Below are 24744 nucleotides of genomic sequence, written 5' to 3' on the forward strand. Positions count from 1 at the left end.
GGCATGGAGTACACCTATCTCGGCCGGACCGGCCTGACCGTGAGTCGGCTCTGCGTCGGCACGATGAACTTCGGCTGGCTGCTCGACGAGACTGCCAGCCACGCCATCCTGGACCGGGCCCTCGACGAGGGCCTGAACTTCGTGGACACCGCGAACATGTACGGCAACGAGCGCGGTGACGGCCTGAGCGAGCGGTACATCGGCAGCTGGTTGGACAACGCCGGCCGGCGGGACCGGGTCGTGCTGGCCACCAAGGTCTACGCCCCCATGAGCGACTGGCCCAACGACCGCGGGCTGTCCGCCCGGCACATCATCGCCGCCTGCGAGGCGTCGCTGCGCCGGCTGCGTACCGACTGGATCGACCTTTACCAGATGCACCACGTGCAGCGGGACACGCCGTGGGAGGAGATCTGGCAGGCGATGGAGGTACTGGTCGCCCAGGGCAAGGTCAGGTACGTCGGCTCGTCCAACTTCGCAGGCTGGCACCTGGCGCGCGCCCAGGCCGCGGCCGACCGGCGCAACTTCCTCGGCCTGGTCTCCGAGCAGTGCAGGTACAACCTGATCACCCGGCACGTGGAGCTGGAGCTGGTGCCGGCGGCGATCGAACTCGGCATCGGGATCCTGCCGTACTCGCCACTGCACTTCGGTGCGCTCTCCGGCGCGCTGCGCAAACAGCGGGAGGACTCCACCGGCCGGGCCGTTCTGCACGCCGCCGAGCGGGTCGAACCGCACCGCGCCACCATCGAAGGGTACGAGGAACTCTGCGCCGAACTCGGCGAGGAGCCGACGACGGTCGCGCTCGCCTGGCTGCTGTCCCGGCCCGGGGTGACCGCCCCGATCATCGGTCCGCGGACGGCCGGGCAACTGGACGCGGCCCTCGCCGCACTGGGTACCGAACTGTCCACCGACACCCTTGCCCGGCTGGACCGTCTGTTCCCGCCGATCGGCAAGGGCGGCCCGGGCCCGGAGGCCTGGGCCTGGTGAGCGGGGGAGGGCGCCCGGGTTCGGACCCGGGCGCCCGGTGCTGTCAGGTCGCGATCGGCTGGTGTTCGTCGATCGGGACCGGGTCGGGCCGGCGCAGCTGGCGCCAGGCCGGAAAGACGACGGGCGCCAGCGTGGTGAGCAGGTACGCGGCGCCGAATACGAGCAGCGCCGCGCGGACGCCGAGGGTCTCGACGGCGTACCCGCCGAGCAGGGCGCCGAACGGGATGCCGATCCAGGCGCTGGCCTTTACCGTGCCGAGGACGCGGGCCCGCAGCTCCTCGGGGATCCGCTCGTACGCCGTCGCCCCGATCACCGCGTTCAGTGAACCGGCGAACACCTCAGCGACTCCGACGACGGCAAGGACCGGTGTCAGCGCTCCGGTCATCGCGAGTACGAAGAACCGTGGTGCGCCGCCCAGGATGAAGCCGACGGTGTAGAGCGTCCGCCGGGACACCCGTGGCCCGAGCCAGGCGCCGACCAGGTTGCCCAGGACGGCGCCGAGGCCCCCGACCCCGACGATGACGCCGAGCGCGCCGGCCGAGCCGACCTCGTCGCGTACCCAGACCGGCAGCATCACCTCGATCAGTCCCTGGTCGAGCAGGTTGGTCACGGCGACCATGGTGATGATCCCGAGCAGCAGCCGGTCGCCACGGGGGCTCAGCCGCGACGGGCCGGGACCCGCACCATCGGGATCAGCGCCAGCCCGACGGCCACGTGGATGACGGCCAGCAGGGCCCGCGTGCCGGTCGTGGCCTGCTCGATCCAGATCGGCGGGAGCGACAGCAGCACGATCACGGTGGCCAGAGCGATCCAGATGACCCGGGCACGGGAGGTGAACCGCTCGAGGACGGCGAGCGTCGCCCAGCCGGCGAGGCCGATGATCAGCGTGATGATCGCGATCTCCGGGAGTACGAAGGTGTGCGACTGACCGTCGGGGCCGGGGTCGGTGATCGTGAAGTCGGTGCCCGCTGCCCTGCCGATCGCGAAGATCGCGCTCGTCAGGCACGAGGCTCCGATGACCGAGGCGGCCCGGGTCAGCCGGCGCCGGCGGCGTGCGTCGGTGGTGGCGGTCGAGGCGGGGACGGACGTGGCGGTCATGGTGGCGCTCCTCGTCGTAGGCGGGTCGGTACCCGGTCCGGGGCGGCCCGTTCGGTGCGGGCCTTCACCTGGACGTCGAACCGCGTCGACCGGAATCGACACGACCGCCAAAGTTTTTCTGGGGCGGGGCCCGCACCTGCTCGGCGTGACCGCGCTCGGGCTGCTCCTCCTCCGCGACTGCGCTGCGTGCGGCGCACGTCGCGTACGTGTAACGGCCAGCTCGTTGCACGGCCGCGCACCGAGGAGCCGGAGCCGCCGTCGGCGTTTGCGCGCTGCCAACCTGGGAATCGCGGATGAGTTAGCTGGTAATCGGACTGGATCGGTACGGCGGGCGTCGACGCCTCCGGGTGTCCGGCACGAACTGACCGCCCGTCCGGCAAGGAGACCGGCGGCCGAGGTCGCGCAGTTCGCGGCCCCGGCCGGTCTGCGTGCGCCTTGGTCACTCTCGCCCGCCGTTGCGTACCCGGCTTCGGCGACAGGAGAGTGACATGCGCGCGACCACGGCGCAGCCGGCACAGCGAGCGCAGCGCCCGCAGCTGGACCGGCGGCGCTTCCTGACCACGGCGGGCCTGGCCGTCCTCGGCGGGGCCGCCGGCGTCTGGGGAAGCGGCGCCGCTCAGGCGCGGCCCGCGCCGGCGACCACGGCCCCGGTGACCACGGCCCCGGCGACCACGGCCCCGGTGACCGACGTCGCGGGCCCGGCGGTGGTCAACGCCCGCGACGGCGGCCTGGCCGGTGACGGCGTCACCAACGACCAACCCGCACTGCAGGCGCTGGTCGACGCGCTCGGCGAGGCGTACGACGCCGACGGTCTGGGGCGTGTCATCTACTGCCCGCCCGGTGCGTACTCGATGCGCGACGCCGGCACCGTGTGGCGCAGCGGCGTATCGCTGGTCGGCGCTGGCCCCGGGGTGACCCGGTTCCTGTTGTCGAACCCCGGTAGGCCGACCGACCCGTCCCCGTTGGCCTTCTTCACCACGCTGGAGCACGGCGCGAGCCGCGACAACCACGTCGCCGACTGCACGTTCGCGCGCTTCGAGATCGATGGCTCCGGGGTGGAGAGCCCCACGTACAACGTGCTCGCGAAGGGGCTGGGGCTGCAGTACGTGCTGCGAGGACACTTCCGTGAGCTGTACATCCACGACACCGCGGCCAGCGGCCTCGGCTGCGACTTCCTGCAGGACACCATGATCGAGGGGGTCGTCGTCGAGGGGTGCGGCCGGCTGAACAGCGGTACGGGGATCGGCGGAGCCGGGTTCGGCATCGGTATCGGTGGCTGGGGCCCGGTCGAGCGGCTCACGATGAGCGGCTGTACGGCCGTCGGCAATGGTACCAACGGGTTCTTCGTCGAGCTGCAGAAGCGCTACTGGACGCCACCCCGGGGCATCCGCATCGTCGGCTGCCACGCCGAGGACAACCACTTCGGCATCTCCGACTGGGGCGCCGACGGGATGATCGTCTCGGCCTGCACGCTGACCGCCAACCACGTGGCCGGATTCGACATCTCGGCCCACGGCACCACCCGGGTCGGTGGGCGCAAGGGGATCGTGACCGACTGCGTCATCGACCGCAACGTCCGCCACGGGCTGGTAGTCGGCAACACCCCCGGCCGGTACACCTTCCGCGGTAATCGCATCAGCGGCAACGGCTGCTACGGGTACTGGCAGTACAACCTGTCCATCGGCGACCAGGAACCCGCCGCGCTGATCGTCCTGGACAGCAACGAGATCGACAACAACGCCCTCGACGGAATTCGTACCGGTGCGGCCACCGTCGACGCCACGCTGGTCGACAACCGGGTGCTCGACAACGGCCGGCGCTGCGCGCCGTGCGGGTCCGGGGGAGGGTCCGGCGTCTCGTACACGGAGATGTCCATGCTGGACGCGGGTGCCCACTGGATCCCCGACGGGCACGTGGGCAAGCCGGTGACGGTGGGCTCGCAGCGCGCGATCGTCATCGGCAACAGCCCCACCGAGCTGCACCTCGCTCCGTTCCGTCCCGGCGCGACGACGGCGTGGGCGGCGGGGCCTCCGGCCAGGGGTGTCGGGTACAGCCTGCCCGGCGCACCGGATCCGCGCGCCGGGATCACCCTGGACTGCGCCACCGACCGCCCCACGATCCGGGGCAACCGGATCTGGGACAGCCAGCGTCGTAAGACCCAGTGCTACGGGCTGTGGATCACCGACAGCGGTACCTGCGCGTCGGGCTGGGTCGACGACAACAACCTGGACGGCAACGCTATCCGGGCCGCTCGTTTCGACACGGAGCCGTCCGGCGGCCATTGGGGCGACAACGACAGCCTCGCCACCGCTCGCTAATTGCGGTTACCTAGCCAGTACTGAAAGTAATGCGGAAACGCCCACTGGAGCATTCGTGGGCGGAAGTTTCCGGCAGTGGGTTTCTTTGTTGCCGAGACCCGCAATCCACCTGTAGGGCGACCGTCTTTCCGGGGTGGCCGATCGGCCAAGAATTGAAAGACTCCAAGGTGGTCAACTGCTTGTTAGCATCCACCTCGTTAGATCAAGTGGGCGGGCATTGTTGGCGCAATGCCCGCCCCGACCCTCTGCTCCCGGCGAAAGGATGGACATGAGGGCAGTGAGAAGTTTATCAAGGAAATTTGGCGTCGCGTTCCTCTCGGTCGCGGCCGGTGGCGCACTCGCCTTCACGGCGGCGGCGCCTGCCCAGGCGGCGGCGAAGGGCACCTGGGTCAACTGGAATTCCAGTTCCAGCCCCCTGACCGCGTCCGGGTACGGCAGCACGGCGAAGGGGTACGGGAAATGGCGGGTGGTCGACAACTCCCAGGGCACCCGGTCGTACACCTCGGGCTACTACTGGTACTCCAACGCGGACAATCACAAGAAGTACGGCTGGATGATGACCCAGTCGAACGCCGGTATCTGCTACGCGCCTGAGTACACGAGCTGCACCGCCTCCTTCTACAACTACACGTCGAAGGAGAGCACGCACTCCAACGTGACGGGCGGCCAGTGGCTCGATTTCAGTACCGCGACCGACGCGAGCGGGAACACCGCGCGGGCGCAGCAGCGGGTCTGCCTGGACGTCCCGGTCCGCACTGACCCGTGCAGCGGAACCACCTACACCCAGGGCGAGCCCTACTGAGCACATCCCCGGCCGCCGGGAAGCGTTCCCGGCGGCCGGGCCCCGCGTAACGGAAGAGAACCGACTGGTATGAGCGCGAACCGCCTCGTCTGCGAAGAGTTGACGAAGACCTATAACAACGGATTCCGGCTGGGGCCGCTGAGCCTGGATATCTCCGCGGGCGTGACGTGCCTCGTGGGAGCAAACGGCGCGGGCAAGTCGACGTTCTTCCGGCTCGCGGCCACAGTGGACCGGCCGACCTCGGGGACCGTCCGCCTGGAGTCGGGCGACAGCCGGGCGGCCCTGGGGTACCTGCCGCAGGAGCCGACCCTGCCCCCGGCGGCGACGTGCGAGGAGTTCCTGACCTACGTGGCGTGGCTGCAGAAGGTCCCGTCGGCGGCCAGAAAGCAGGCGGTCACCAACGCGCTGTCGCGGGTCGGGCTGGCAGAGCAGCGGACCGCGACCGTACGCAGCCTCTCCGGTGGTATGCGGCGGCGGCTGGGCATCGCCCACGCGATCGTGCACGACCCCGCCCTCCTCCTGCTGGATGAGCCCACCGTGGGCCTCGACCCCCGGCAGCGCATCGGGCTGCGGGAGACGATCGCCAACCTCGGCGGCGACCAGGTGGTCATCGTCTCGACCCACCTGGTCGAGGACATCCGCGGACTCGCCGACCGGGTGGTCGTCCTGTCCGAGGGCACGGTCGTGTTCGACGGGGACGTGGCCGGTCTGGAGCAGCGCGCGACTCCGGACGCGCCCGGCGACACCGACCTGGAGCGGTCGATCGCGAACCTGATGGGAGCCTCGGCATGACGTCGCGGATCCGGTACGCGCTGCGCACCCTGCTCGGTCCCTGGCTGGTCGTACCGGCCCTCGGCATGGAGGTGACGAACTTCCTGCTGCGCGGCGCGCCGTGGCGCGGCGAGGGGCTGTGGACCGTCGACTGGTTCGCGATCTCGCTGTTCATCATCGGCCCCGCGTGCGCCGGCGTCGCCGCGATCGACGCGGCCCGACTGTCCCGACCGGGCAACATCCACCTCGTACTGTCGGTCGCCCGGCCCGGATGGGCATACCTGCGCGCCGCGGCCTGGTGCGCCGTACCCCTGGTCTGCCTGCACCTGGCCACGATCGTGGTCGCCCTGGTCGCCGGCGGGGTCTCGCAGCCCAGCGTGAGCTGGTGGTCGCTGCTGGCCGGCGCGCTCGTCCAGTGCCTGGGCATCGTCTGGTACGTCGCCCTGGGATCGGCGATCGGCCGGTTCACCAGCACCCTGGTGGCGGGCCTGGTCGGCGGCGTCGGCGCGTTCGCGCTCAGCTACGTCATCGGCGGTGCGTTCGCCGGCAAGCCGACGTTCCAGCTGCTGAACCTGGGCGCGGCGACCATCACCATGATCGGCAAGTCGTTCAACACCGGTTACCTGGCCGCGCAGGCCGGCCTGTTCATCGCCACCGCGGCCGTCCTCCTCGGCCTGCGGGTCCGGTCCCGCTCGGGGGTACGCGTACCGTCGATCGGCGCGGCGGCAGCGGCCGTCGCCGCCGTGGCCGCGATCGTGGTCGCACCGGCGACCCTGCCGTCCCAGCGGTACACGTCGACGCCTCAGCCGCCGACGGCGTGTACCGGCACGAAACCGCAGATCTGCCTGTACCCCGAGCACAGCCGGTACGCCGACCTCGTGACCCGGTCGGTCAACACGCTGGCCGAGGCGGCCCAGGCCCGTGGTTACCCGAGGTTCGTACCCGAGCGGATCGTCGAGGAGAGCCGCAGCTACCACCCGACCGGCCCCGGGGTGTTCGCGCTCTACCTGCCGACCGAGGTCTACGAGGGTGGCCGGTTCACCCTGCAGGATGCCGCCAGCGCCATCCTCAACCCGACGCACTGCGACTTCGTCCAGAACCCCTCCATCGGCGGGGTCGACATGGAGCAGTTCACGTTCAACTACTTCTCCCTGCTCGTCACCTGGTTGAGCCTGGCCGGAGTCCAGGAGGTCATGACGCCGATGCCGCCGAAGCTGCTGAGCCCGCAGGAGGTCGGTACCGTCCTGGACAACTTCGCGAACTGCCGCCTGGACGCCCGGCTGTGAGCCGACCGAACGCCACGCGGCCGGGCCCGGCATCGAGTGCCGGCTCCGGCCGCTGGGATGTTCTCCGGGCGTGGGCCGGCGTCCACTCCACCGCGACCGCGGGCAGAACGTTGGCCGTCATCGCGGTCGGCTCGCTCGTACTCTCCCAGGTGTCGTTCTCCGACTTCGGCATGGTGCGCCTGATCTCACCGATGTCGGCCCTGCTCCTGCTCCCCGTCATCGCGGGCGCGGCGGCGGCGATCGCGTGCGACAACACCGCCCGGCTGCCGCTGCCCGACCCGCCGGGGGCCAAGCTGGCGCGGGCGGTCTGGGCGGCCGCCTGGACCACCGCCGCGGGCCTCGCGACCACCGCCGGCATCCTCGTCGGCTCGCCGGCGGGCTGGGGCGCGATCGTCCGCAACCTGCTCATCTACAACGGGCTGGGGCTGATCGTGCTGGCCCTGGGCTACCCGCACCTCACCTGGCTGCCGGCCCTGACGTACACGATGGCCTGCATGCTGTTCGGGTACCCGAACAACGGGCTCGGCTACTACTGGTGGGCCACCGTCATGACCGACCAGGCCACCACCGCCGACGTGGTCTGTGCCGGCGGCATCTACCTGGCCGCCTTCGCGTCGTACGTGGCGCCGATCCGCCGTCGCCGCAACGAGGACATGCTCTGACGATTGCGGCATGTCCAAGGGGGCTCCGGTCTATCCGTGCTCCGTTTCCTGCCGACGAGCCGGCGTGATGATCAATCGGCTAGGGGAGTCTCGCCGGTAGCCGTGCGCTCGCATGTGGTCCTTGACCCGCTCCGACCAGACGTCCTCATCGCGCCTGAGGTCCGGGCACATCCAGCGATGAGAACCATCGGAGTAGTGCAGATCCTCGTCTCCGGGCTTGAGCACGCTCATGCCCGGCTCCGACCCGGATCGCGGGTGCCCGCGCGTGGCACGCGCCAGGGTGCGCCGTCCGGTTGGTGGTACGCCGCCGCCAGCCCGATGTCGGCGAGCTGCCGTCCGACGCACGGGTAGAACTGGTAGGGCCGGCACGCCAGGCAGTACCCGTCCAGTCCTGGCCGGTGGTCGCCGAACAGTCGCCGTGCGAGTTGCCACATGAGCCGGTTCTCGCAACCGTCGGGCGGGTTCATCGGCGGGTTGTCCGGATCGTAGGGCAATGCTTGGGGCGCGTTCACGACCTGTCTCCCCTCATCGATGGAGCGGCACCGAGGCGAGCGGGGTCGAAGGCAGCAGGCGGTTCTGACGCCGTCCCCGTTGCCCAGCACCCGCCCCGGTGCCTGCTAGTGAGCGAGGAACCGCGGGTTGTCTTTCGTACGAGACACCGTCGCGGAAGCAGCGAAGCAGGCCCATGTAGGCCGGCCATGTCACCGTGACATGACATTCCTCGACCGGTGCGAAGACGCGGCATATGCTCGGGCCAGAGGATTGCGCGGACCGAGAGTGGACATGCCGAATCGGGGCCTCGAACCGCTGCGCGTGCCGGACGAATTCTGGCACCGCGATGACGTTGCGGCCGGGCTACGCGACCGCGACGTGGGAGCGCTGTTCAAGCTGATCCAGCGGTACACCGGCGCGAGCCAGACTCAGCTCGGTATCGCGGCCGGTCTGGAACAGGGCTACGTTAGTCGCATCATGGCTGGGCGCAAGGTCATGGCCATTGACGTCCTGGAGCGCATCGCGGATGGCTGTGCCATGCCTGATCATGCGCGAATCACTCTCGGTCTTGCCGCACGGGGAAGCCTGGATACGGTCGCGCTCGCTATCGCGGACGGCTCGTCATCGACGCGGTTCGACCACGGCTCGCCAGATCAAGAGCTTGAGTCGCTGGAGTTGGCAAGGAGAGTCGCGGTGACCGACGTCGGGGAAGAGACGTTGGCCCGGTTGGAGCAGGCCGTGGACGACCTGGCGACCCGATACCCGGTGACTCCGCCCGACGAGCTGCTGCAAGCCGTGCGACGGCACCTGTCGTACGTGGCGCGTCTCGTGGAGGCCCGCAAGACTCTCGGCGAGCACCAGCGTCTCGTGGTCGTCGGAGGCTGGCTGTCGCTGCTGGCCGCCACGCTCGACATCGACCTCAAACACCATCGAGCCGCGCGGGCTCATCTGCGTACCGCGCAGGCCCTGGCGCTACAAGCCGGGCACGCCGAGATCCATGCGTGGTGCTTGGAGACGAAGGCGTGGAGCGTCCTGACCGACGGCGACTATTCCCATGCGCTCGCGCTTTCCCAAGCAGCGCAACGGATTGCGCCACCTGGCAGCTCGGCTCACGTACAGGCCACCGCGCAGGAGGGACGCGCGTGGGCACGACTGGGACAGCGCAAGGAGACCTCTGACGCGCTCAACCGGGTAGCCAAGTTGGTCTCGCCCATGCCCAGACCGGACCGCCCCGAACACCACTACCGTTACGACCCGGGCAAGGCGGTCGCGTACACCGCGACCACTCTCGCATGGGTCGGGGATCCCGCAGCCGAGTCGTACGCGCGGGAGGTCATCTACCGGATGCGGACCGCCGAGACCGCTGGACGCTGGCCCCGCCGGGTCGCATCCGCCCAACTCGACCTGGCGCTCGCGCTTCTCGCCGTCGAAAAGCTCGATGAAGCGTGCGCCCACGCGCAGAACGCGCTTGAGTCCGGCCGCGTCGTTCCGTCGAATCACTGGCGGGCGCTGGAAGTAGTGGCAGCGGCCGAGTCGCGTGGCCTGCTCGAGGCCCGCGATCTGCGCGAGACGTACGAGGCCATGCGTCGCGGAGCCTGATCCGCTAGACCCGGCCGGCCAGCACGGCCAGGTTGTCGTCGCTAGTGCCGTGACCACGAACGTTCATGGTGTTGGATGACATGGTTCTGAGCCGCGAGTAGCGATCCCGACTGAGCGCGAGTTTGGGTCCTGGTGTCTTCCGGCGCGCTTCCTTCGGCGTGAGTTTGGGACCCGGGGCGCGTGCACCTCGAGCTCGCTGACGCGACGCCGCCTGGGCCGACGCCGTAGTGGCGTTAGACTCGCCGGCCATGGGACTGCTTACCTTCAGCCTCAACCTCACCCTGGACGGTTGCGTCGACCACCAGGAGGGCATCGCCGACGACGAGACGCACGCCTTCTTCACCCGTCTCATGGACGAGGGCGGGGCAATGCTGTGGGGTCGCGTCACCTACGAGATGATGGAGAGCTACTGGCCAGCCGTCGCCCGCGGCGACGAGGAGGCGCCGCCGGCCATGCGCGAGTGGGCGGTCAAGCTGGAGGCCAAACCCAAGTACGTGGTGTCGTCGACGCGCAAGGACTTCCCGTGGGCCAACAGCCACCACATCGCCGGTGATCTGCGCGAGGGCGTGCAGAAGCTCAAGGACGCGACCCCGGCCGGGGTCCTCCTCGGAAGCGGCAAGCTCGCGACCGAGCTCGACCGGCTCGACCTGATCGACGAGTACAAGATGCTCGTCCATCCCAGGATCGCCGGCCACGGCCCGACGCTGCACCAGGGCGGGCTGCCCGGCACGCGCCGGCTCGAGCTGCTCTCAGCGGAGCCGCTCCGCAACGGCGCGGTGGCCATGCACTACCGCCGCGCGCGCTGAATCACAGGAGTCGATCGCCGCCAGCTCACCGGCAGCGCGGCGTCCTCCTTGCGCTCGCCGTGCAGCGCCGAACGACTCCTCGAAGGCGAGGACGTCTTCGAAGAGCCCGGTCGAGGGCCGGCCGGCCAGCACGGCCAGGTTGTCGTGGCTAGCGGCGTGGGGCCCGGCGCATGCAGGCGACCGTGCCGCCCTGGTCGATGCTGACCAGTTCCCACCCGTGGTCCTCCAGGAACTCCACGGCGGTGAGAATCACGTCGATCATCGCGTTGGCGCCGGACCGGCCGCCGAACGCCACGCCCACCGCCCGCGACGGTGACGATCCGATCAGGATGTAGCGGAACGGGTACGCATCAAGCCGGACCCGGCCGGACAGGATGTCGTCAGCGACGAAGAGCCGGTCGGGGCGGGGCGGCATCGTGCCGGCGGGATTGGTCATGGGCGCACCCTATGACCTCGGCGCCGTCACCAGTCGTGGACGGTGCCGTCCTTGAGTCGGTTGAACGGCAGGTAGGCCGCCACGTACGGGTGCCGGGCGGCCGCCACCTCGTCCAGCTCGACGCCGAGCCCGGGCTGGTCGCCGGGGTGCAGGTAGCCGTCGGTGAACGTGAAGGACTGCCGGAACACCTCGTTGGTGAGCCGCCCGTGCTGCATGTACTCCTGGATGCCGAAGTTGTGGATCGCCAGGTCGAGGTGCAGCGCGGCGGCCATGCCGACGGGGGAGATGTCGGTGGGGCCGTGGATACCCGACTTGATCTGGTACTGCGCGGCGTAGTCGAGCAGCTTGCGCATGGCGGTGATGCCGCCGGTGTGGGTGACCGCCGAGCGGACGTAGTCGATGAGCTGCTCGCGGATGAGGGTCTGGTAGTCCCAGACTGTGTTGAAGACCTCGCCGATCGCCAGGGGAGTGGTGGTGTGCTGGCGGACCAGTCGCAGCGCCTCCTGGTTCTCGGCCGGGGTGCAGTCCTCCAGCCAGAACAGGTCGTACGGTTCGAGCGCCTTGCCGAGCCTGGCGGCCTGGATCGGCGTCATCCGGTGGTGGCCGTCGTGCAGCAGCGGGAGGTCGGGGCCGAACTCGTTGCGGACCGCCTCGAAGACACCGGGTAGGTGGCGCAGGTACGCGCGGGTGTCCCAGTCCTCCTCGGCCGGCAGGGGGGTGCGCTGCGCCGGCTCGTAGTCGTACCGCTTGCCGTCGGTGCCGGGCTGCGCCGCCACCCCGTACACGGCGTTGATGCCCGGGACCGAGGTCTGCACCCGGATCGACTTGTAGCCCATCTCGAGGTGCGAGCGGATCGAGTCGAACAGCTCCGGCAGGTCGCGGCCGGAGGCGTGGCCGTACGCCATGATGCCGGTCCGCGACGCGCCGCCGAGGAGCTGGTACAGGGGCATGCCGGCGGCCTTCGCCTTGATGTCCCACAGCGCCACGTCCACGGCGGCGATGGCGGCCATCGTGACCGGCCCGCGCCGCCAGTACGCCGAGCGGTACAGGAACTGCCAGGTGTCCTCGATGCGGTGCGGGTCCCGGCCGATCAGCAGCGGTACGACGTGGTCGGCCAGGTATGACGCGACGGACAGTTCACGTCCGTTGAGCGTGCCGTCGCCCAGGCCGGTGAGCCCCTCGTCGGTGGTGATCTTGAGGGTGACGAAGTTGCGGTCGGGGCTGGACACGATGACGTCCGCGCTGACGATCTTCACGGCGTACCTTTCTGCGGTGCTACTGCGAGGTGGTTCAGCGGATGGTGCTTCCCGGCTCGTGGCCGTCCAGCATCGACAGTTCGTCCCGGCGCGGCAGGCCTTCCCAGTCGCCGCGGCTCGACACCGCGAAGGCGCCGAGCGTGACCGCGCGGCGCAGGCAACCGGCGACGTCGAGGCCGTCGAGCCGGCCGGACAGGTACCCGGCGGTGAAGGCGTCGCCGGCGCCGACGGTGTCGACCGCGGTCACGGCCAGGGCGCCGGCGGTGTGGACGCCGTCGGGGGTGTACGCCCGGGCGCCGGCGGCGCCGAGCTTGACCAGGACGGTCCCGGCGCCGCGGTCGCGCAGGCCGGCAACGACTGCGGGGCCGTCCGCGCCCGGGTCGCCGACGAGGTCCAGCTCGTCTTCCGAGGCGACGACGATCGAGGCGTACGACGACAGCGGCGCCAGGACCGCCCGTGCCTCGTCGCGCGACCAGAGCCGGGCCCGGTAGTTGACGTCGAGGCAGACCGGGATGCCCGCGGCCGACGCGGTCTTCGCGGCCCACAGCGTGGCCTGCCGGGCACTCTCGGACAGGGCCGGGGTGATCCCGGTGAGGTGCAGGACGCGGGCGCCGGCGGCCAGCGGCCCGCGCAGGTCGTCGACCGCCAGCGCCGAACCGGCCGAGTCGGCCCGGCGGTACTGCACCCGGGTCAGGTCGGCGGTGCGCTGCTCCAGGAACATCAGGCCGGTCGGCCGCTCGGCGTCGCGGACCGCGCCGCCGGTGTCGACGCCCTCGCCGCGCAGCCGGCGCAGCACGTACTCGCCCAGCTCGTCGGCGCTGACCCGGCCGGCCCACGCGGACCGGTGGCCGAGCCGGGCCAGGGCGATGGCGACGTTGGACTCCGCGCCGGCCAGGTGCATGCCCAGCGCGCCGCCGTCCGCGAGCGGCCCGGCGGAGCGCAGCGACACCATGGACTCGCCGAAGGTGAGGACGTCGGGGATCAGGGTCATGCCGGCCGTTCCGCGACCGCGGCGAGGTAGGCGCGGGCCCGGGCCCGCAGGTCGTCCAGGCTGCCGCCGGACGCGGCGTCCCCCACCAGGGGGCTGCCGACGCCGACGGCGATCGCGCCGGCGTCGAGGTAGCCGTGCAGCTGGTCCAGGCCGACGCCGCCGACCGCGGCGAACGGGATGTCCGGGAAGGGGTCACGCAGGGCCTTGAGGTACGCGGGACCGCCGAGTGACGCCGGGAACAGCTTGACCACGGACGCGCCCATCGCGATCGCGTTGTACGCCTCGGTCGGGGTGAGCGCACCGGCCGCGACCGGCAGTCCCCGGCGGGCCGCCTCCGCGATCGACTCCACGACGGCGGGGGTCACCACGAACTGCGCCCCCGCCGCGGCGACGTCGGCGACGGCGGCGGGTGTGAGCACGGTACCCGCGCCAACCAGGGAACCCGAAGGGGCGTCGGAGCGGATCGCCTCGATGGCGCGCAGCGCGCCCGGAGTTGTCAGCGCCACCTCGACGAGGTGTACCCCTGACGCCAGCAGCGCCCGTCCGGCCGCGATCGCCGCGTCCGTGTCGGTACCCCGGATGATCGCCAGGATCCGCGCGGCGGCGAGCTGGGCGGTGAAGTCGACGGCCATCCCGCTCACCACTCCGCGAACGAGCCGTCGGGGTGCCGCCACACCGGGCCGCGCCAGGCGTGACCGCGCTTGTCGGCTTCCCGTACCGCCTGCTCGTCGATCTCGATGCCCAGACCCGGCCCGGTCAGCCGCTCGATGTGCCCGTCCACGAAGGCCAGTGGCGTCTTGTCCAGGCAGTAGTCGAGCACCTCGGCGCCCTGGTTGTAGTGGATGCCGATGCTCTGCTCCTGGATCAGGTAGTTGGGCGTGGCGAACCCGACCTGCAGGCAGGCCGCGAGGGCCAGCGGCCCGAGCGGGCAGTGCGGCGCGAGCTGCACGTCGTACACCTCGGCCAGTGCGGCGATCTTGCGTACCTCGGTGATGCCGCCGGCGTGCGACAGGTCCGGCTGGGCGACCGCGATGCCGGCCTGGAGCACGGGCAGGAACTCCTGCCGGCTGTACAGCCGCTCGCCGGTGGACACCGGCGTGCTGGTCGACCGCACGAACTCGCCGATGAGGTGCGAGTTCTCCGGTACCACCGGCTCCTCGAGGAAGAACGGCCGGAACGGCTCCAGCAGCGGCGCGACCCGGCGGGCGTTGGCGAGGGTGAACCGGCCGTGGAAGTCGACGGCGACGTCGCGGTCGTTGCCGAGCACGTCGCGGGCGGCTTCCACCCGCCGCACCACCTCGTCGAGTTCGGCGACGGACGCGACCGGGCTCATCCGGCCGGAGGCGTTCATCTTGACCGCGGTCAGCCCGGCCTCGACCTGGGCGGCGATGTGGTCGCGCACCTCGCTCGGCTCGTCACCGCCGACCCAGCCGTACACCCGGATCCGGTCCCGGACCGGGCCGCCGAGCAGCTGGTGCACCGGCGCGCCGTAGTGCTTGCCGGCGATGTCCCACAGCGCCTGGTCGAGCCCTGACACCGCGCTGGCGAGGATCGGCCCGCCCCGGTAGAACGAACCCTTGGTCATCACCTGCCAGTGGTCTTCGATGCGCAGCGCGTCCCGGCCGATCAGGAGCTCGCTGAGCTGCTCCACGGCGGTGCGTACGGTCTCCGACCGCCCCTCGCAGGTGGCCTCGCCCCAGCCGACGATGCCGCCTTCGGTCTCGACCCGGACGAAGAGCCACCTCGGCGGGACGAGGAACGTCTCGACCCTGGTGATTGTCGTTGTCATGCCCTCAGCCCTTGGTGGCGCCGGCGGTCAGGCCGGAGACGACGTACTTCTGGACGAACAGCGCGATCAGCATGATCGGTAGCGTGACCACGGTCGCCGCGGCCATCAGCCCGCCCCAGTCGATGCTCGCGTACCCGACGAAGTCGAAGATCGCGACCGGGAGCGTCTTGGTGTCGGCCCCGGACAGTACGAGCGCGAACATGAAGTTGTTCCAGGAGAAGATGAACGACAGGATCCCGGCGGTCGCGATGCCCGGCATGGACAGCGGCAGCGTGATCCGGCGGAACGCACCGATGTGGGTCAACCCGTCGACCAGCGCGGCCTCCTCGAGCTCCATCGGCAGGCCGTCGAAGAAGCCCATCATGATGTACACGATCAGTGGCAGCGACACGAACATGTGGCTCAGGATCAGCACGGTGAAGCCGCCGACCATGCGCAGGTTGGAGAAGACGTAGTACCAGGGCACCAGCAGCGACACGCCGGGGATGACCCGTGCCATCAGCACCACGAGCGCGGACTTCTTCATGCTGAAGCGGCTCATCGAGTACGCCGCCGGCACGCCCAGGATCAGCGACAGCACGGTGGCCGCGAACGCGACCCACAGGCTGTTGCCGATGAACTGGACGTAGTTCGCCTGCTGCAGGACCTTGGTGTAGTTCTCCAGGGTCGGCGAGAAGGCCAGCGCCTTGCTCGAGTCGTAGATGTCGACGTTCGTCTTGAACGAGGCCGCGACCATCCACAGCAGCGGCGCCACCATCGAGAGCACCACGACGACCAGGGCGACCACGCGGAAAACCCGGTAGGGGGTACGGGTCTTCATCGCTGGGCCTCCTTCTTCCGGCGGGCCGTCAGGGCCCACATCAAGCCGATAATGATCAGGAAGAAGATGATGAGGACGGTGGAGGAGACGCCGTACTCGTTGTAGTCGAAGCTGAGCCCGTAGGCGTACACGTTGAGCGTCTCGACCTCGTGGAACGAGCCGCCGCCCTTGCCCTTGGTGGCGTAGAGGATGTCGAACGTCTTCAGGGCGTCGATGCCGCGCAGCAGGACCGCCACGATCACCGTGGGCATCACCAGCGGCAGGGTGACGTGCCGGAACCGCTGCCAGGTGCTGGCGCCGTCGATGAGCGCCGCCTCCTGGGGCTCGTCCGACAGGGAGGTCAGACCCGCGAGCAGGATCAGCGCGACCATCGGGGTCCACTGCCAGATGTCGATGAAGATCGTCGTCGGCAGCGCCGAGGCCTTACCCGCGAGCCACGGCTGCGGCCCGATCCCGACCCAGCCCAGCAGTTGGTTCGCCATCCCGATGTTGGGGTCGAAGATGAGGCGCCACATCATGCCGACCGCGACCGGCGTGGCCACCAGCGGCATCAGGATCGCCACCCGTACCCACCGCTCACCGCGGAACGGCCGCCACAGCAGCAGGGCGATCCCCATGCCTGCGACGACCTCGAAGAGCAGCGCGATACCGGTGAACGAGACGGTCCGCGCCACGGCCGGCCAGAACCGGTCGGTGTCGGAGAGCACGTCGAGGTAGTTCTTGAAGCCGATGAACTCGGACTCGGCCCGTACCGACCCCTCGGCGTCGGTCAGGCTGAGGTAGACCGTCCAGGCCAGCGGGAAGACGATGAGCGCGGCGACGAACGCCATGGCGGGCGCCGCGAAGAGCCATTTGCGGTGGTCGTTGGCCCAGCGCGACCACGCTGACGTGTCGGATGCCGGGGCGGGTGTGGTGACGGTAGCCATCAGTTCTCTCCAGGTCGACTCAGGTGGCGGAGCGGTCGGCTCCGCCACCTGAGGTCGGCCTACTTCTGCTCGTCGTCCAGGAACTTCTGGAAGGCCTGGTTGGCCGTGTCCGCGGAGGCGCCGGGCTCCTTGCCGGTGATCGCGTCCACGATCGGCTGGCCGACGATCTCACGGGCCTGGGCGACCTTCACGACCTGCGGCCGGTCGTGACCGACCCCGCCCTTGGCGCTGGCGGCGATGGCCTCGGCGAGGTCCTTCGGGTACGTCGCGGTGCCCTCCGGGTTCGCCCACACGGACGTACGGGCGCTCGGGACGCCGGACTTCTGCTGCGCGAGGGTCTGCTCCTTGCCGGTGGCCCACGCGATGAACTTCCAGGCGTTGGCCTTGTTCTTCGAGGCGTCGTTGATGCCCAGCGCCCACGAGGGAATGTTGTACGGCTTGGAGCCGGCCGGGCCGGCCGGGAACGGCGCGAAGCCGACCGTGTCGGAGACCTTCGACTTGGCCGGGTCGGTGGCGTTCTTGTACAGCGAGTCGGCCTCGGTGTAGAACGCGGCCTTGCCCTGGGTGAAGATCGCCATCGCCTCGGGCCAGCTCATGTCGGTGCTGACGTTGGCCGGGCCGCTGTCCTTGATGAGCCCGCCGTAGAAGGCGTACGCCTTCTTGGCTGCCTCGCTGTTGACGGCCGACTTGCCGCCCGAGTCGAAGTCGCCACCGAAGCTGTAGAGGTAGCTGGAGAACTGCGTGACCGCCGGGGACTTACCGGTACGGGCGACGAAGCCGGCGACGCCCGGGTCGGCGGCCTTCACCGCGGCGGCCGCGGTCTTGAGCTCGTCGAGCGTCTTCGGCGGGGCGGTCAGGCCGGCCTTGGCCAGCAGGTCCTTGCGGTAGTAGAGCACCTCACGCTCGGTGATGATCGGTACGCCGACCGGCTTGCCCTTGTACGAGGTGGCCTCCACCGGGCCGGCCTGGAAGTCGCTGAAGTCCCAGTCCTTGCTCGCCTTGGTCTGGTCCGACAGGTCGGCCAGGTACTTGTTCTTCGCGAACAGCTTCCCCTCCTGGAGAGGGCGGTACATCATCACGTCGAGGTCGCTGGAGCCCGCGTTCAGCTTGACGTTGTACTGGTCCGAGAGCTGGTCCTCACCGAGCTGGGTGATCTCGACCTTGAGGCCGCTCTGACTCTCGAACGCGGGCAGCGCCTTCTTGAGGTTCTCGGTCCAGACGTGGTTCGCGAGCGTCACGCGAACCGTCTTCGACCCGGTGTCGCCCTCGCCGCCACCGCTACCGCCACAGGCCGACAGGCCGATGGCCACGGCCACGGCCAGCGACCCTCCTATGACCGACCGACGCAACATGCGCATCTCCTACTTCTGTCGAGGCTGGCCTCTCAGCGCGCCTGCCCTGCCGTAACACCGGCGCCATGTGTCCAATACATCCGCCTAATGCGGGGATGCTAGGCCAATAAATCTGACGTATGCAAGAACCTTTACGTGACTGGTATGTTTTGTCGATGGCTACCCCGCCGTTGGCAGACGTCGACCCCTCACCTGGCGCCGCCCAGACAGGACTGCACGCACGCCTGCTCGAGCAGCTCGGCACGGCGATCTGCTCGGGTCGGTTGGTGGCGGGTTCCGTCCTCTACATCGACGAGCTGGTCGACCGGTACGCCGTGTCCCGGTCGGTCGTCCGTGAGGTGCTGCGGGTCCTGGCGTCGATGGGGCTCGTCGACACCCGGCGCCGGGTGGGCACCCAGATCCGCCCCGCCAGCTCGTGGAACGTCTTCGACCCGCAGCTTATCCGGTGGCGGCTGGCGTCCGGTGACCGAATTGCGCAACTCCGTTCCCTGACTGAACTGCGCACCGCGGTCGAGCCGCAGGCGGCCTCCCTCGCGGCCGAGCGCGCCACTCCGGACGCGGCGAGCGACCTGGTCGGACTCGCCGCGAAGATGTGGGCGGCGGGCAAGGCCGGCAACCAGGACGAGTTCCTGCGGCTCGACATCGAGTTCCACCGGCAGGTGCTGATCAGCTCCGGCAACGAGATGTTCGTCAAGCTGCAGGAACTCGTGGCGGAGGTGCTCACCGGCCGCCACCACTACGAGCTGATGCCGCACCACCCTGACGAGCAGGCGCTCCAGCACCACGCCGACGTGGCGCAGGCGATCCTGCGCCACGACGGCGGGCGGGCGAGGGAGGCGATGGTGCACATCATGGAGCAGGCCCTCAACGAGATGAAGTCCATCTGGGAGCAGGCGGGCGAGCCCCGGCGGGACTGACGGGTCAGCCCGCCACGGCCGCCATCTCCCGGTCGGCTTCCTCGACGGGCGGCGGCACGAGCTGTGGCACGACCCGGTGAACGGTCGCGAGGACGAACGCCAGGACGAGGCCGGCCGTGCCGGCGATGCCCATCGCGCCCCCGGCGTAGGCCGTCAGCAGCCGGAGCCGGCTCAACTCGTCGGGCGGGGTCGACAGCACCTGTTCGGTCAGCATCACCGCGACACCGCAGCCGGCCAGCAGCACGAGGCCGGCGACGGCGAGGGCGCGCACCGCGAACCGGTTCGCCGGCCCGTACTCGACGCCGCCGTGATGGTGCTGCGCGATGACGATGAAGACCCCGGCGGCGCACGCCCAGGCACCGACGATCAGGAGGGCGGCGATCGCGTCGCTGGGGCGGTGCCAGCCGGCCGAGAGGGTCGCGACCCCGGCGACCGCGGCGAACAGAGCGCCGAGTACGCCGCCGACTCCGCGCAGCCGGGCCGGCAGCACCAGGATGAGCGCGACCGCCACCGAGGCGGCGATCGTGGTGTGCCCGCTGGGCAGGCTGTTGCCGGCCGCCGCGCGCTCCATGTCGACGCCCAGTTCGGGCCGGTAGATGATCTGCTTGAGGAGCTGGGTCGTCACGTTGGCGCCGCCCACGAGGAGGATGGCGCCGACCGCGAGCGCGACCCGGCGCCGGATCAGCGCGATGAAGCCGACCACCGCCGTGGCGATCGCCAGCGACAGCGCCGACATGGTGTTGAGGATGGTGTCCACCGGACCCTCGACCCGGGACTGTCCGACTGTGTTGCCGGTCAACGCCACCAGGTCGAGCATCTGCCCGTGTTCGGTTCGCACGAAGAAGTGGCAGATCGCCGCGAAGCACGCCAGCTCGGCACCGGCGAGGACGAGCAACCACATAACCAGACCGACCGGCCATCTACGCATGCGCATAGAGTCTCCGATTCCTCGTTCCGTCAAACGGGCCAGTCCTACCGGACAACGCCGAAGATCTCGGTACGAGGTGTCCAACCGTCGACCATGCCGTTGTCGCCCGCCGCAAGCCCTCCAGGACGCAGATTGTGGTACATGCCGGGCCTGTGGAAGGTCGCGGCCCGGAGGAACCCGACGAGCCCAAAGGCCGGCTTGTCGCCGCCGACAACTGCTCGCCTACTATGTAGCGGTTTGTTACGTAACTGGCGTGAGATCCTGCAGCAGACGGTTCTGGGCGGCCTCGTCGGTATGCGGTGAAGGTCGAGGAGTCCCGAATGCGCCATTGGCCGACGTCGGCTGCGGAAACGCCATGAGCATGCCCCTGACCCGTCCGTTCGCCGAGCCGAACGCCCGCCGCCGCGGTTGGCCGCTACGCCGGTACCTGATCGGACTGGTCGTGCTGTTCGTCGTGGCCGCAGCCACCGGCACGTGGTACGGGTGGGTGCAAAGCCGCCGTGAGGCGCTTCGGGCAGCCAGCGCGGACGCGTCCTTCGGCGCCCGGATGGCGGCGGGCGAAACGGGCAGGGCCGTCGCGGCGGTACGCCGGAGCGTTACGCAGGTGGCAGCGCATCCGGGCATCGCCCAGGTCTACGCCGACCCCAGTACCTGCGCACTGTCGTTCGAGCTACCTGGCGGGGGTGACACCGGGCACCTTGACCTGCTGCGCGCCGACGGGTCCGTGGTCTGCTCCTCACTGCCGCCGGCACCCGCCACCCGGACCGGGTACGCCGGTGCGGCCTGGCTGGCCCACGCCCGGCAGGAACCGGTGCTGTCCGCACCGGTACCGGACCCGGCCACCGGTCGCCCCGCAGCCCTGGTGACGGTGCCGGTACCCGGCCTTGGGGTCATGGCCGGGTTCATCAACCTTCATTGGCTCGGACCGGAGATGGCGGCCTACTACGGCGGCCCACGCGGACTGGAGTTCCTGGTGACGACCGCCGACGGCACGACGGCACTGACCCGGTCCGTGGATCCGGAACGCTGGGCCGGAGCGTCGCTGCAGCGGACACCGTTCGGTACCCGAGTTGGCTCCGGTGAGCACCCCGACGTCACCGGCGCCATCAGACTGTACGGTCACGCCGACGTCGAAGGACTCGGATGGCGGGTCTACGCCGGCGCCGACCGGGCCGGCGCGATCGCCGCAGCCAGCCGGTTGGCGCGACAGCAGTTCCTGATCGTCGTGTTCGGCCTGTTCGTCGCGCTCGCCGCAGCGTTCGTCGTGTACCGGAGGATAGCCCGCCCGATCGGCCGGCTGAGCCTGGCGGTACAGGCCGCGACCGTCGACGACAGGGAGCGCCAGGTCTCCGCGGCGGCCGGCGGGCCGGCGGAGGTGAGCGCGCTCGCCGAGAATTTCGACGCACTGGCCCACGCGGTGCGACACGAGTTGACCGAACGCCGCCACGCCGAGAAAGCCGCCCAGGAGTCGCAGCGCAGCTATCGCCAACTGTTCGACAACAACCCGTACCCGATGTGGGTGGTCGACATGCTGACCCTCGCATTCCTTGAGGTCAACGACGCGGCCGTGGCGCACTACGGGTACTCCCGCGACGAGTTCCTCTCAATGACACTTGCCGACATACGCTTGCCCGAGGACCGCCCGGCGATGACGGAGTCCCTCCGGGCCATGGCCGCTACCGACCGGGGCGGCCCGGTGCGCCACGTCAAGAAGGACGGCACCGTCATCACGGTCGTAGGCACATCCCACGCCCTGACCTTCAACGGCGTGCCCGCCCGGTGCGCGGTCATCGAGGACGTCACCGAAAAGGAACAGTTCCAGCGGCGGCTACGCCAATCCGAGCGGATGGAGAGCCTCGGTCAGCTCGCCGGCGGCGTCGCCCATGACTTCAACAACCTGCTCGGGGTCATCGTCGGCTACGCGACCTTTGCCGCGGAAGAGATCGAGTTGGCCGCCCGCGCCGACGCCCACTGGCAGGCAGCGCACGACGACCTCACCCAGGTCCTGAAGGCAGCCGACCGGGCCAGTGACCTCACCCGGCAACTGCTCTCGTTCGCCCGCCGTGAGGTCGTCAACCCCGAGGTCATCGACCTCAACGCGATCGTTGTCGACATCGAGAAGATGCTGCGGCGCACCCTTGGCGAGGACATCGAGTTGCGTACCCGGCTTCGTGCCGACTCGCCGGTGAAGGTGGATCCCGGCCAGATCGGGCAGGTGCTGGTGAACCTCGCAGTCAACGCCCGCGACGCGATGCCCGCCGGCGGCATCCTCGTCATCGACACCGACAACCTCGCCATCGACGAGCACTACGCCGCCCACCACCCGGGCGCCCGCCTCGGCGCCTACGTCCGGCTACGCGTCAGCGACACCGGCACCGGCATGAGCCCGGACACCGTTGAGCGCGCGTTCGAGCCGTTCTTCACCACCAAGCCGGTAGGCCAGGGCACCGGTCTCGGTCTGGCCACTCTCTACGGCATCGTCACTCAGGCGGGCGGGTACGCCCAGATCTACTCCGAGCCGGGCGTCGGCACCACTGTCACCGTTCTCCTGCCGGCCACCTCCGACACCACGCCTTCGGGTGAGACCGTCACCGCCGCGCCACGGCAGGGACGCGGCGAGACGGTACTCGTCGTCGAGGACGAGGACAACTTGCGCGCCCTGACCGAGCGGATCCTGACCCGCAACAACTACCACGTCATCACGGCCGCCAACGGTGCGGAGGCGCTCGCTGTGGCCCGGCAGCACGCCGGCCCGATAGACCTGCTCCTCACCGATGTGGTCATGCCCCAGATGCTCGGCCACGACCTGGCCCGGGAACTACTGGCCAGCCACCCGGACCTGCGGGTCGTCTACATGTCCGGATACGCCGAGCCCTTGCTGACCATTCAGAAGACAATGCCGTCTGAGGTGAGCCTGCTCAGCAAACCGATCCAGGCAGACGTACTGCTGAACGCCATCAACCGGGCGCTCGACCCGCGCTGACCGGATGCCCGCGCCGGGTTTTCGCCTGGCACGAAGGCGGCGTACCGTGGTGCTGGATCCGGTGTACCGCGTACCGCGTGCCGCCCGCGTCATCCGCGCAGCAGATCCTTCATCTTGTCGGCGATGAGGCCGGCAGAGCGGCGCGGGTTGACGCGGTACAGCAGATCCATCAGCTTCGCGTCCCGTCCGATCAGCACCCGGTACGCGTTCTTCTCCACGCCGTCGAGGATGTCGCGTGCGGCCCTGTCCGGCGTTGTGATCTTGTGAGCCTGGGCTGCGGCCTCGGGGTCGCCCACCGGGATCGCCACGCCCGAGTTCGTGGTGATGTTCGTGGCGACCCCGCCGGGGAAGACCGCGGTGACGTGGACGTTCGTGCCGGCGCACTCCGAGTGCAGGCCCTCGGTCAGCAGTTTGACCGCGGCCTTCGACGCGCCGTAGATGGTCTGGCCGGGCACCGGCAGGAAGCCACCCATGCTCGCCACGTTGACGATGTGCCCCTCCGGCCGGGCGAGCAGCGGCGGCAGGAACGTCTTCGTCAGGTACAGCGTCCCTGACCAGTTGACGGCGAAGACCCGCTCGATCGCGGCGTAGTCGAGGTCTCGCAGCGTGACGAAGGGCTGGATGATCCCGGCGCAGTGCACGATCCCGTCGACGGCGCCGAACCGCCCTGTCACCTGCTCGGGCAGTGCTTCCACGGCCGCCCGGTCGGTGATGTCCAGCGGGTGGGTCGACAGGTCGCCGTCGGCCGCGGCCAGGCTCGCGGTCTCCTCGAGAGTGGTCCGGTTGAGGTCGACGGCGGCGACCTTCGCTCTGCGCCGGAGCGCCTCGAGCGCGACCGCTCGGCCGATGCCGCTTCCGGCCCCGGTGACGACCAGGACCTTCCCCGCCAGCTTCATGTAGGTCTCCTCAGGGGTGGTTGGGGCGCGACGTCACCGGAAGATCGACGGGCGCAGCATCGCCCAGGCCTGGCCGGCGACGTCGCGACGGGTTCGCGCGGGCGTCTTGGCCATCAGGGCGGCGACCATCTCGACGGCCAGCAGCAGCTGGCGTGGGGCGACCGACTCGTGGGCCTCGCCCTCCCGCTGCGCGGCGCGCAGCTTCCGGCCGAGCACCTCGGTCACCCGTTCGACGACGCCGCGCAGTCGCGGGTCGTCATCCGAGGCGCGCAGCATGTCGATGAACGCGACCGACGCGATGGTCTGCTCGGTGAGCAGGCTGAGCAGGTGGTCCAGCGACGTCTCCGGCCGGGCGGCGAGGGTCTCCAGCTCGGCGACGTTGTCGTCGAACACCGCGACGGCCAGGCTGATCCGGTCGGGGAAGTGGCGGTAGAGACTGCCCTGACCCACTCCGGCCTGCCGGGCGATAGCGCTGAGTGAGGCGTCGAATCCGTCGACGGCGAACCGCTGGCGCGCCGCGCTCAGCAGGGCCGTCCGGTTTGCCGCCGCGGCGTTGCGACCTCGATTTTCTCGACGTGGGCCTGGCACGGTGTTAGCTTAACGCACAACCGGACCGGATCGTCCGGTTGACG

The 24744-nt window shown here is 69.9% G+C and carries 24 protein-coding genes; 10 read left to right on the forward strand and 14 right to left on the reverse strand.

Going from position 1 to position 24744, the window contains the following annotated elements:
- The first annotated feature begins 3 nt into the window (after positions 1 to 3).
- A complete protein-coding gene (locus Pme01_RS21110; protein ID WP_168114324.1) occupies positions 4 to 984 on the forward strand; it encodes an aldo/keto reductase in 981 nt (326 codons plus the stop codon).
- Between the two features lie 43 nt (positions 985 to 1027).
- Here Pme01_RS21110 and Pme01_RS21115 read toward each other — a convergent pair whose 3' ends face one another.
- Together Pme01_RS21115 and Pme01_RS21120 are read right to left on the reverse strand one after the other, a co-directional pair.
- On the reverse strand, positions 1028 to 1594 hold the full coding sequence (locus Pme01_RS21115; RefSeq protein WP_168114325.1) for an MFS transporter: 567 nt from the start codon (positions 1592 to 1594) through the stop codon (positions 1028 to 1030).
- A 47-nt stretch (positions 1595 to 1641) separates the two neighbouring features.
- Positions 1642 to 2082, reverse strand: a complete 441-nt coding sequence (locus Pme01_RS21120) for a DUF6069 family protein (protein ID WP_168114326.1) — start codon at positions 2080 to 2082, stop codon at positions 1642 to 1644.
- A 488-nt stretch (positions 2083 to 2570) separates the two neighbouring features.
- Here Pme01_RS21120 and Pme01_RS21125 point away from each other — a divergent pair, with 488 nt between their 5' ends.
- From Pme01_RS21125 to Pme01_RS21145, 5 genes are all read left to right on the forward strand, one after another.
- The gene (locus tag Pme01_RS21125) at positions 2571 to 4400 is read left to right on the forward strand and encodes a right-handed parallel beta-helix repeat-containing protein (RefSeq protein ID WP_168114327.1); all 1830 of its coding nucleotides are present in this window, start codon (positions 2571 to 2573) and stop codon (positions 4398 to 4400) included.
- A 268-nt stretch (positions 4401 to 4668) separates the two neighbouring features.
- Positions 4669 to 5202 carry a hypothetical protein gene (locus Pme01_RS21130; protein WP_168114328.1) on the forward strand — a complete coding sequence of 178 codons (534 nt, stop codon included), beginning with the start codon at positions 4669 to 4671 and terminating at the stop codon, positions 5200 to 5202.
- Between the two features lie 69 nt (positions 5203 to 5271).
- Positions 5272 to 5994 (forward strand): ATP-binding cassette domain-containing protein, encoded by a 723-nt coding sequence (locus tag Pme01_RS21135; RefSeq protein ID WP_168114329.1) that lies wholly within the window; start codon positions 5272 to 5274, stop codon positions 5992 to 5994.
- Entirely contained in the window at positions 5991 to 7259 is a 1269-nt protein-coding gene (locus tag Pme01_RS21140) for a hypothetical protein (protein WP_168114330.1), read from the forward strand. The genes Pme01_RS21135 and Pme01_RS21140 overlap by 4 nt, the downstream gene beginning before the upstream one ends.
- Complete coding sequence (locus Pme01_RS21145) at positions 7256 to 7921, forward strand: hypothetical protein (RefSeq protein ID WP_168114331.1); 666 nt, start codon at positions 7256 to 7258, stop codon at positions 7919 to 7921. Before Pme01_RS21140 ends, Pme01_RS21145 begins: the two co-directional genes overlap by 4 nt.
- A 227-nt stretch (positions 7922 to 8148) precedes the next feature.
- Here Pme01_RS21145 and Pme01_RS21150 read toward each other — a convergent pair whose 3' ends face one another.
- On the reverse strand, positions 8149 to 8433 hold the full coding sequence (locus Pme01_RS21150; protein WP_168114332.1) for a hypothetical protein: 285 nt from the start codon (positions 8431 to 8433) through the stop codon (positions 8149 to 8151).
- Positions 8434 to 8704: 271 nt separating this feature from the next.
- Here Pme01_RS21150 and Pme01_RS21155 point away from each other — a divergent pair, with 271 nt between their 5' ends.
- Together Pme01_RS21155 and Pme01_RS21160 are read left to right on the forward strand one after the other, a co-directional pair.
- Positions 8705 to 10012 (forward strand): helix-turn-helix domain-containing protein, encoded by a 1308-nt coding sequence (locus Pme01_RS21155; RefSeq protein WP_203935788.1) that lies wholly within the window; start codon positions 8705 to 8707, stop codon positions 10010 to 10012.
- Between the two features lie 248 nt (positions 10013 to 10260).
- Positions 10261 to 10818: a dihydrofolate reductase family protein gene (locus Pme01_RS21160; RefSeq protein ID WP_168114333.1), complete on the forward strand. Its 558-nt coding sequence runs from the start codon at positions 10261 to 10263 to the stop codon at positions 10816 to 10818.
- Positions 10819 to 10966: 148 nt separating this feature from the next.
- Here the strand turns inward: Pme01_RS21160 and Pme01_RS21165 are convergent, their stop codons facing one another.
- The 8 genes from Pme01_RS21165 to Pme01_RS21200 are packed head-to-tail and all read right to left on the reverse strand — an operon-like array spanning position 10967 to position 18388.
- Entirely contained in the window at positions 10967 to 11254 is a 288-nt protein-coding gene (locus Pme01_RS21165) for a hypothetical protein (protein ID WP_168114334.1), read from the reverse strand.
- Positions 11255 to 11280: 26 nt separating this feature from the next.
- Positions 11281 to 12510 (reverse strand): D-mannonate dehydratase ManD, encoded by a 1230-nt coding sequence (gene manD / locus Pme01_RS21170; RefSeq protein WP_168114335.1) that lies wholly within the window; start codon positions 12508 to 12510, stop codon positions 11281 to 11283.
- A 34-nt stretch (positions 12511 to 12544) separates the two neighbouring features.
- Positions 12545 to 13501 carry a sugar kinase gene (locus Pme01_RS21175; protein ID WP_168114336.1) on the reverse strand — a complete coding sequence of 319 codons (957 nt, stop codon included), beginning with the start codon at positions 13499 to 13501 and terminating at the stop codon, positions 12545 to 12547.
- The gene (locus tag Pme01_RS21180) at positions 13498 to 14133 is read right to left on the reverse strand and encodes a bifunctional 4-hydroxy-2-oxoglutarate aldolase/2-dehydro-3-deoxy-phosphogluconate aldolase (protein WP_168114337.1); all 636 of its coding nucleotides are present in this window, start codon (positions 14131 to 14133) and stop codon (positions 13498 to 13500) included. The genes Pme01_RS21175 and Pme01_RS21180 overlap by 4 nt, the downstream gene beginning before the upstream one ends.
- A 5-nt stretch (positions 14134 to 14138) precedes the next feature.
- The gene (gene dgoD, locus Pme01_RS21185; protein WP_168114338.1) at positions 14139 to 15290 is read right to left on the reverse strand and encodes a galactonate dehydratase; all 1152 of its coding nucleotides are present in this window, start codon (positions 15288 to 15290) and stop codon (positions 14139 to 14141) included.
- Between the two features lie 4 nt (positions 15291 to 15294).
- Positions 15295 to 16110: a carbohydrate ABC transporter permease gene (locus Pme01_RS21190; RefSeq protein WP_168114339.1), complete on the reverse strand. Its 816-nt coding sequence runs from the start codon at positions 16108 to 16110 to the stop codon at positions 15295 to 15297.
- Positions 16107 to 17036: a carbohydrate ABC transporter permease gene (locus Pme01_RS21195; protein ID WP_203935778.1), complete on the reverse strand. Its 930-nt coding sequence runs from the start codon at positions 17034 to 17036 to the stop codon at positions 16107 to 16109. The genes Pme01_RS21190 and Pme01_RS21195 overlap by 4 nt, the downstream gene beginning before the upstream one ends.
- 59 nt (positions 17037 to 17095) lie before the next feature.
- A complete protein-coding gene (locus Pme01_RS21200) occupies positions 17096 to 18388 on the reverse strand; it encodes an ABC transporter substrate-binding protein (RefSeq protein ID WP_168114340.1) in 1293 nt (430 codons plus the stop codon).
- 155 nt (positions 18389 to 18543) lie between these two features.
- On the opposite strand from Pme01_RS21200, the gene Pme01_RS21205 reads away from it, so the two are divergent.
- Entirely contained in the window at positions 18544 to 19305 is a 762-nt protein-coding gene (locus tag Pme01_RS21205) for a FadR/GntR family transcriptional regulator (RefSeq protein WP_168114341.1), read from the forward strand.
- Positions 19306 to 19309: 4 nt separating this feature from the next.
- Here the strand turns inward: Pme01_RS21205 and Pme01_RS21210 are convergent, their stop codons facing one another.
- Positions 19310 to 20233, reverse strand: a complete 924-nt coding sequence (locus Pme01_RS21210; protein WP_420850489.1) for a phosphatase PAP2 family protein — start codon at positions 20231 to 20233, stop codon at positions 19310 to 19312.
- 355 nt (positions 20234 to 20588) lie between these two features.
- Between Pme01_RS21210 and Pme01_RS21215 the strand changes: the two genes are divergently transcribed.
- The gene (locus tag Pme01_RS21215; RefSeq protein WP_168114343.1) at positions 20589 to 23216 is read left to right on the forward strand and encodes an ATP-binding protein; all 2628 of its coding nucleotides are present in this window, start codon (positions 20589 to 20591) and stop codon (positions 23214 to 23216) included.
- An 89-nt stretch (positions 23217 to 23305) separates the two neighbouring features.
- Here the strand turns inward: Pme01_RS21215 and Pme01_RS21220 are convergent, their stop codons facing one another.
- Both Pme01_RS21220 and Pme01_RS21225 read right to left on the reverse strand, forming a co-directional pair.
- Complete coding sequence (locus tag Pme01_RS21220) at positions 23306 to 24112, reverse strand: SDR family NAD(P)-dependent oxidoreductase (RefSeq protein WP_168114344.1); 807 nt, start codon at positions 24110 to 24112, stop codon at positions 23306 to 23308.
- 33 nt (positions 24113 to 24145) lie between these two features.
- Positions 24146 to 24700, reverse strand: a complete 555-nt coding sequence (locus Pme01_RS21225) for a TetR family transcriptional regulator (protein ID WP_203935779.1) — start codon at positions 24698 to 24700, stop codon at positions 24146 to 24148.
- Positions 24701 to 24744 lie beyond the last annotated feature (44 nt).

This window comes from Planosporangium mesophilum (assembly GCF_016863255.1).
In the GTDB taxonomy this organism is placed as follows: Bacteria; Actinomycetota; Actinomycetes; order Mycobacteriales; family Micromonosporaceae; genus Planosporangium; species Planosporangium mesophilum.

Excerpts from the sequence above, each read along its gene's own strand:
- Pme01_RS21220 (WP_168114344.1), bottom strand. The coding sequence starts at position 24,112 with ATGAAGCTGGCGGGGAAGGTCCTGGTCGTCACCGGGGCCGGAAGCGGC.
- Pme01_RS21190 (WP_168114339.1), bottom strand. The coding sequence starts at position 16,110 with ATGAAGACCCGTACCCCCTACCGGGTTTTCCGCGTGGTCGCCCTGGTC.
- Pme01_RS21155 (WP_203935788.1), top strand. The coding sequence starts at position 8,705 with ATGCCGAATCGGGGCCTCGAACCGCTGCGCGTGCCGGACGAATTCTGG.
- Pme01_RS21160 (WP_168114333.1), top strand. The coding sequence starts at position 10,261 with ATGGGACTGCTTACCTTCAGCCTCAACCTCACCCTGGACGGTTGCGTC.
- Pme01_RS21140 (WP_168114330.1), top strand. The coding sequence starts at position 5,991 with ATGACGTCGCGGATCCGGTACGCGCTGCGCACCCTGCTCGGTCCCTGG.
- dgoD (WP_168114338.1), bottom strand. The coding sequence starts at position 15,290 with ATGACAACGACAATCACCAGGGTCGAGACGTTCCTCGTCCCGCCGAGG.
- Pme01_RS21135 (WP_168114329.1), top strand. The coding sequence starts at position 5,272 with ATGAGCGCGAACCGCCTCGTCTGCGAAGAGTTGACGAAGACCTATAAC.
- Pme01_RS21215 (WP_168114343.1), top strand. The coding sequence starts at position 20,589 with ATGAGCATGCCCCTGACCCGTCCGTTCGCCGAGCCGAACGCCCGCCGC.
- Pme01_RS21195 (WP_203935778.1), bottom strand. The coding sequence starts at position 17,036 with ATGGCTACCGTCACCACACCCGCCCCGGCATCCGACACGTCAGCGTGG.
- Pme01_RS21200 (WP_168114340.1), bottom strand. The coding sequence starts at position 18,388 with ATGTTGCGTCGGTCGGTCATAGGAGGGTCGCTGGCCGTGGCCGTGGCC.
- Pme01_RS21165 (WP_168114334.1), bottom strand. The coding sequence starts at position 11,254 with ATGACCAATCCCGCCGGCACGATGCCGCCCCGCCCCGACCGGCTCTTC.
- Pme01_RS21110 (WP_168114324.1), top strand. The coding sequence starts at position 4 with ATGGAGTACACCTATCTCGGCCGGACCGGCCTGACCGTGAGTCGGCTC.
- Pme01_RS21205 (WP_168114341.1), top strand. The coding sequence starts at position 18,544 with ATGGCTACCCCGCCGTTGGCAGACGTCGACCCCTCACCTGGCGCCGCC.
- Pme01_RS21120 (WP_168114326.1), bottom strand. The coding sequence starts at position 2,082 with ATGACCGCCACGTCCGTCCCCGCCTCGACCGCCACCACCGACGCACGC.
- Pme01_RS21125 (WP_168114327.1), top strand. The coding sequence starts at position 2,571 with ATGCGCGCGACCACGGCGCAGCCGGCACAGCGAGCGCAGCGCCCGCAG.
- Pme01_RS21130 (WP_168114328.1), top strand. The coding sequence starts at position 4,669 with ATGAGGGCAGTGAGAAGTTTATCAAGGAAATTTGGCGTCGCGTTCCTC.
- Pme01_RS21175 (WP_168114336.1), bottom strand. The coding sequence starts at position 13,501 with ATGACCCTGATCCCCGACGTCCTCACCTTCGGCGAGTCCATGGTGTCG.
- Pme01_RS21210 (WP_420850489.1), bottom strand. The coding sequence starts at position 20,233 with ATGCGTAGATGGCCGGTCGGTCTGGTTATGTGGTTGCTCGTCCTCGCC.
- Pme01_RS21180 (WP_168114337.1), bottom strand. The coding sequence starts at position 14,133 with ATGGCCGTCGACTTCACCGCCCAGCTCGCCGCCGCGCGGATCCTGGCG.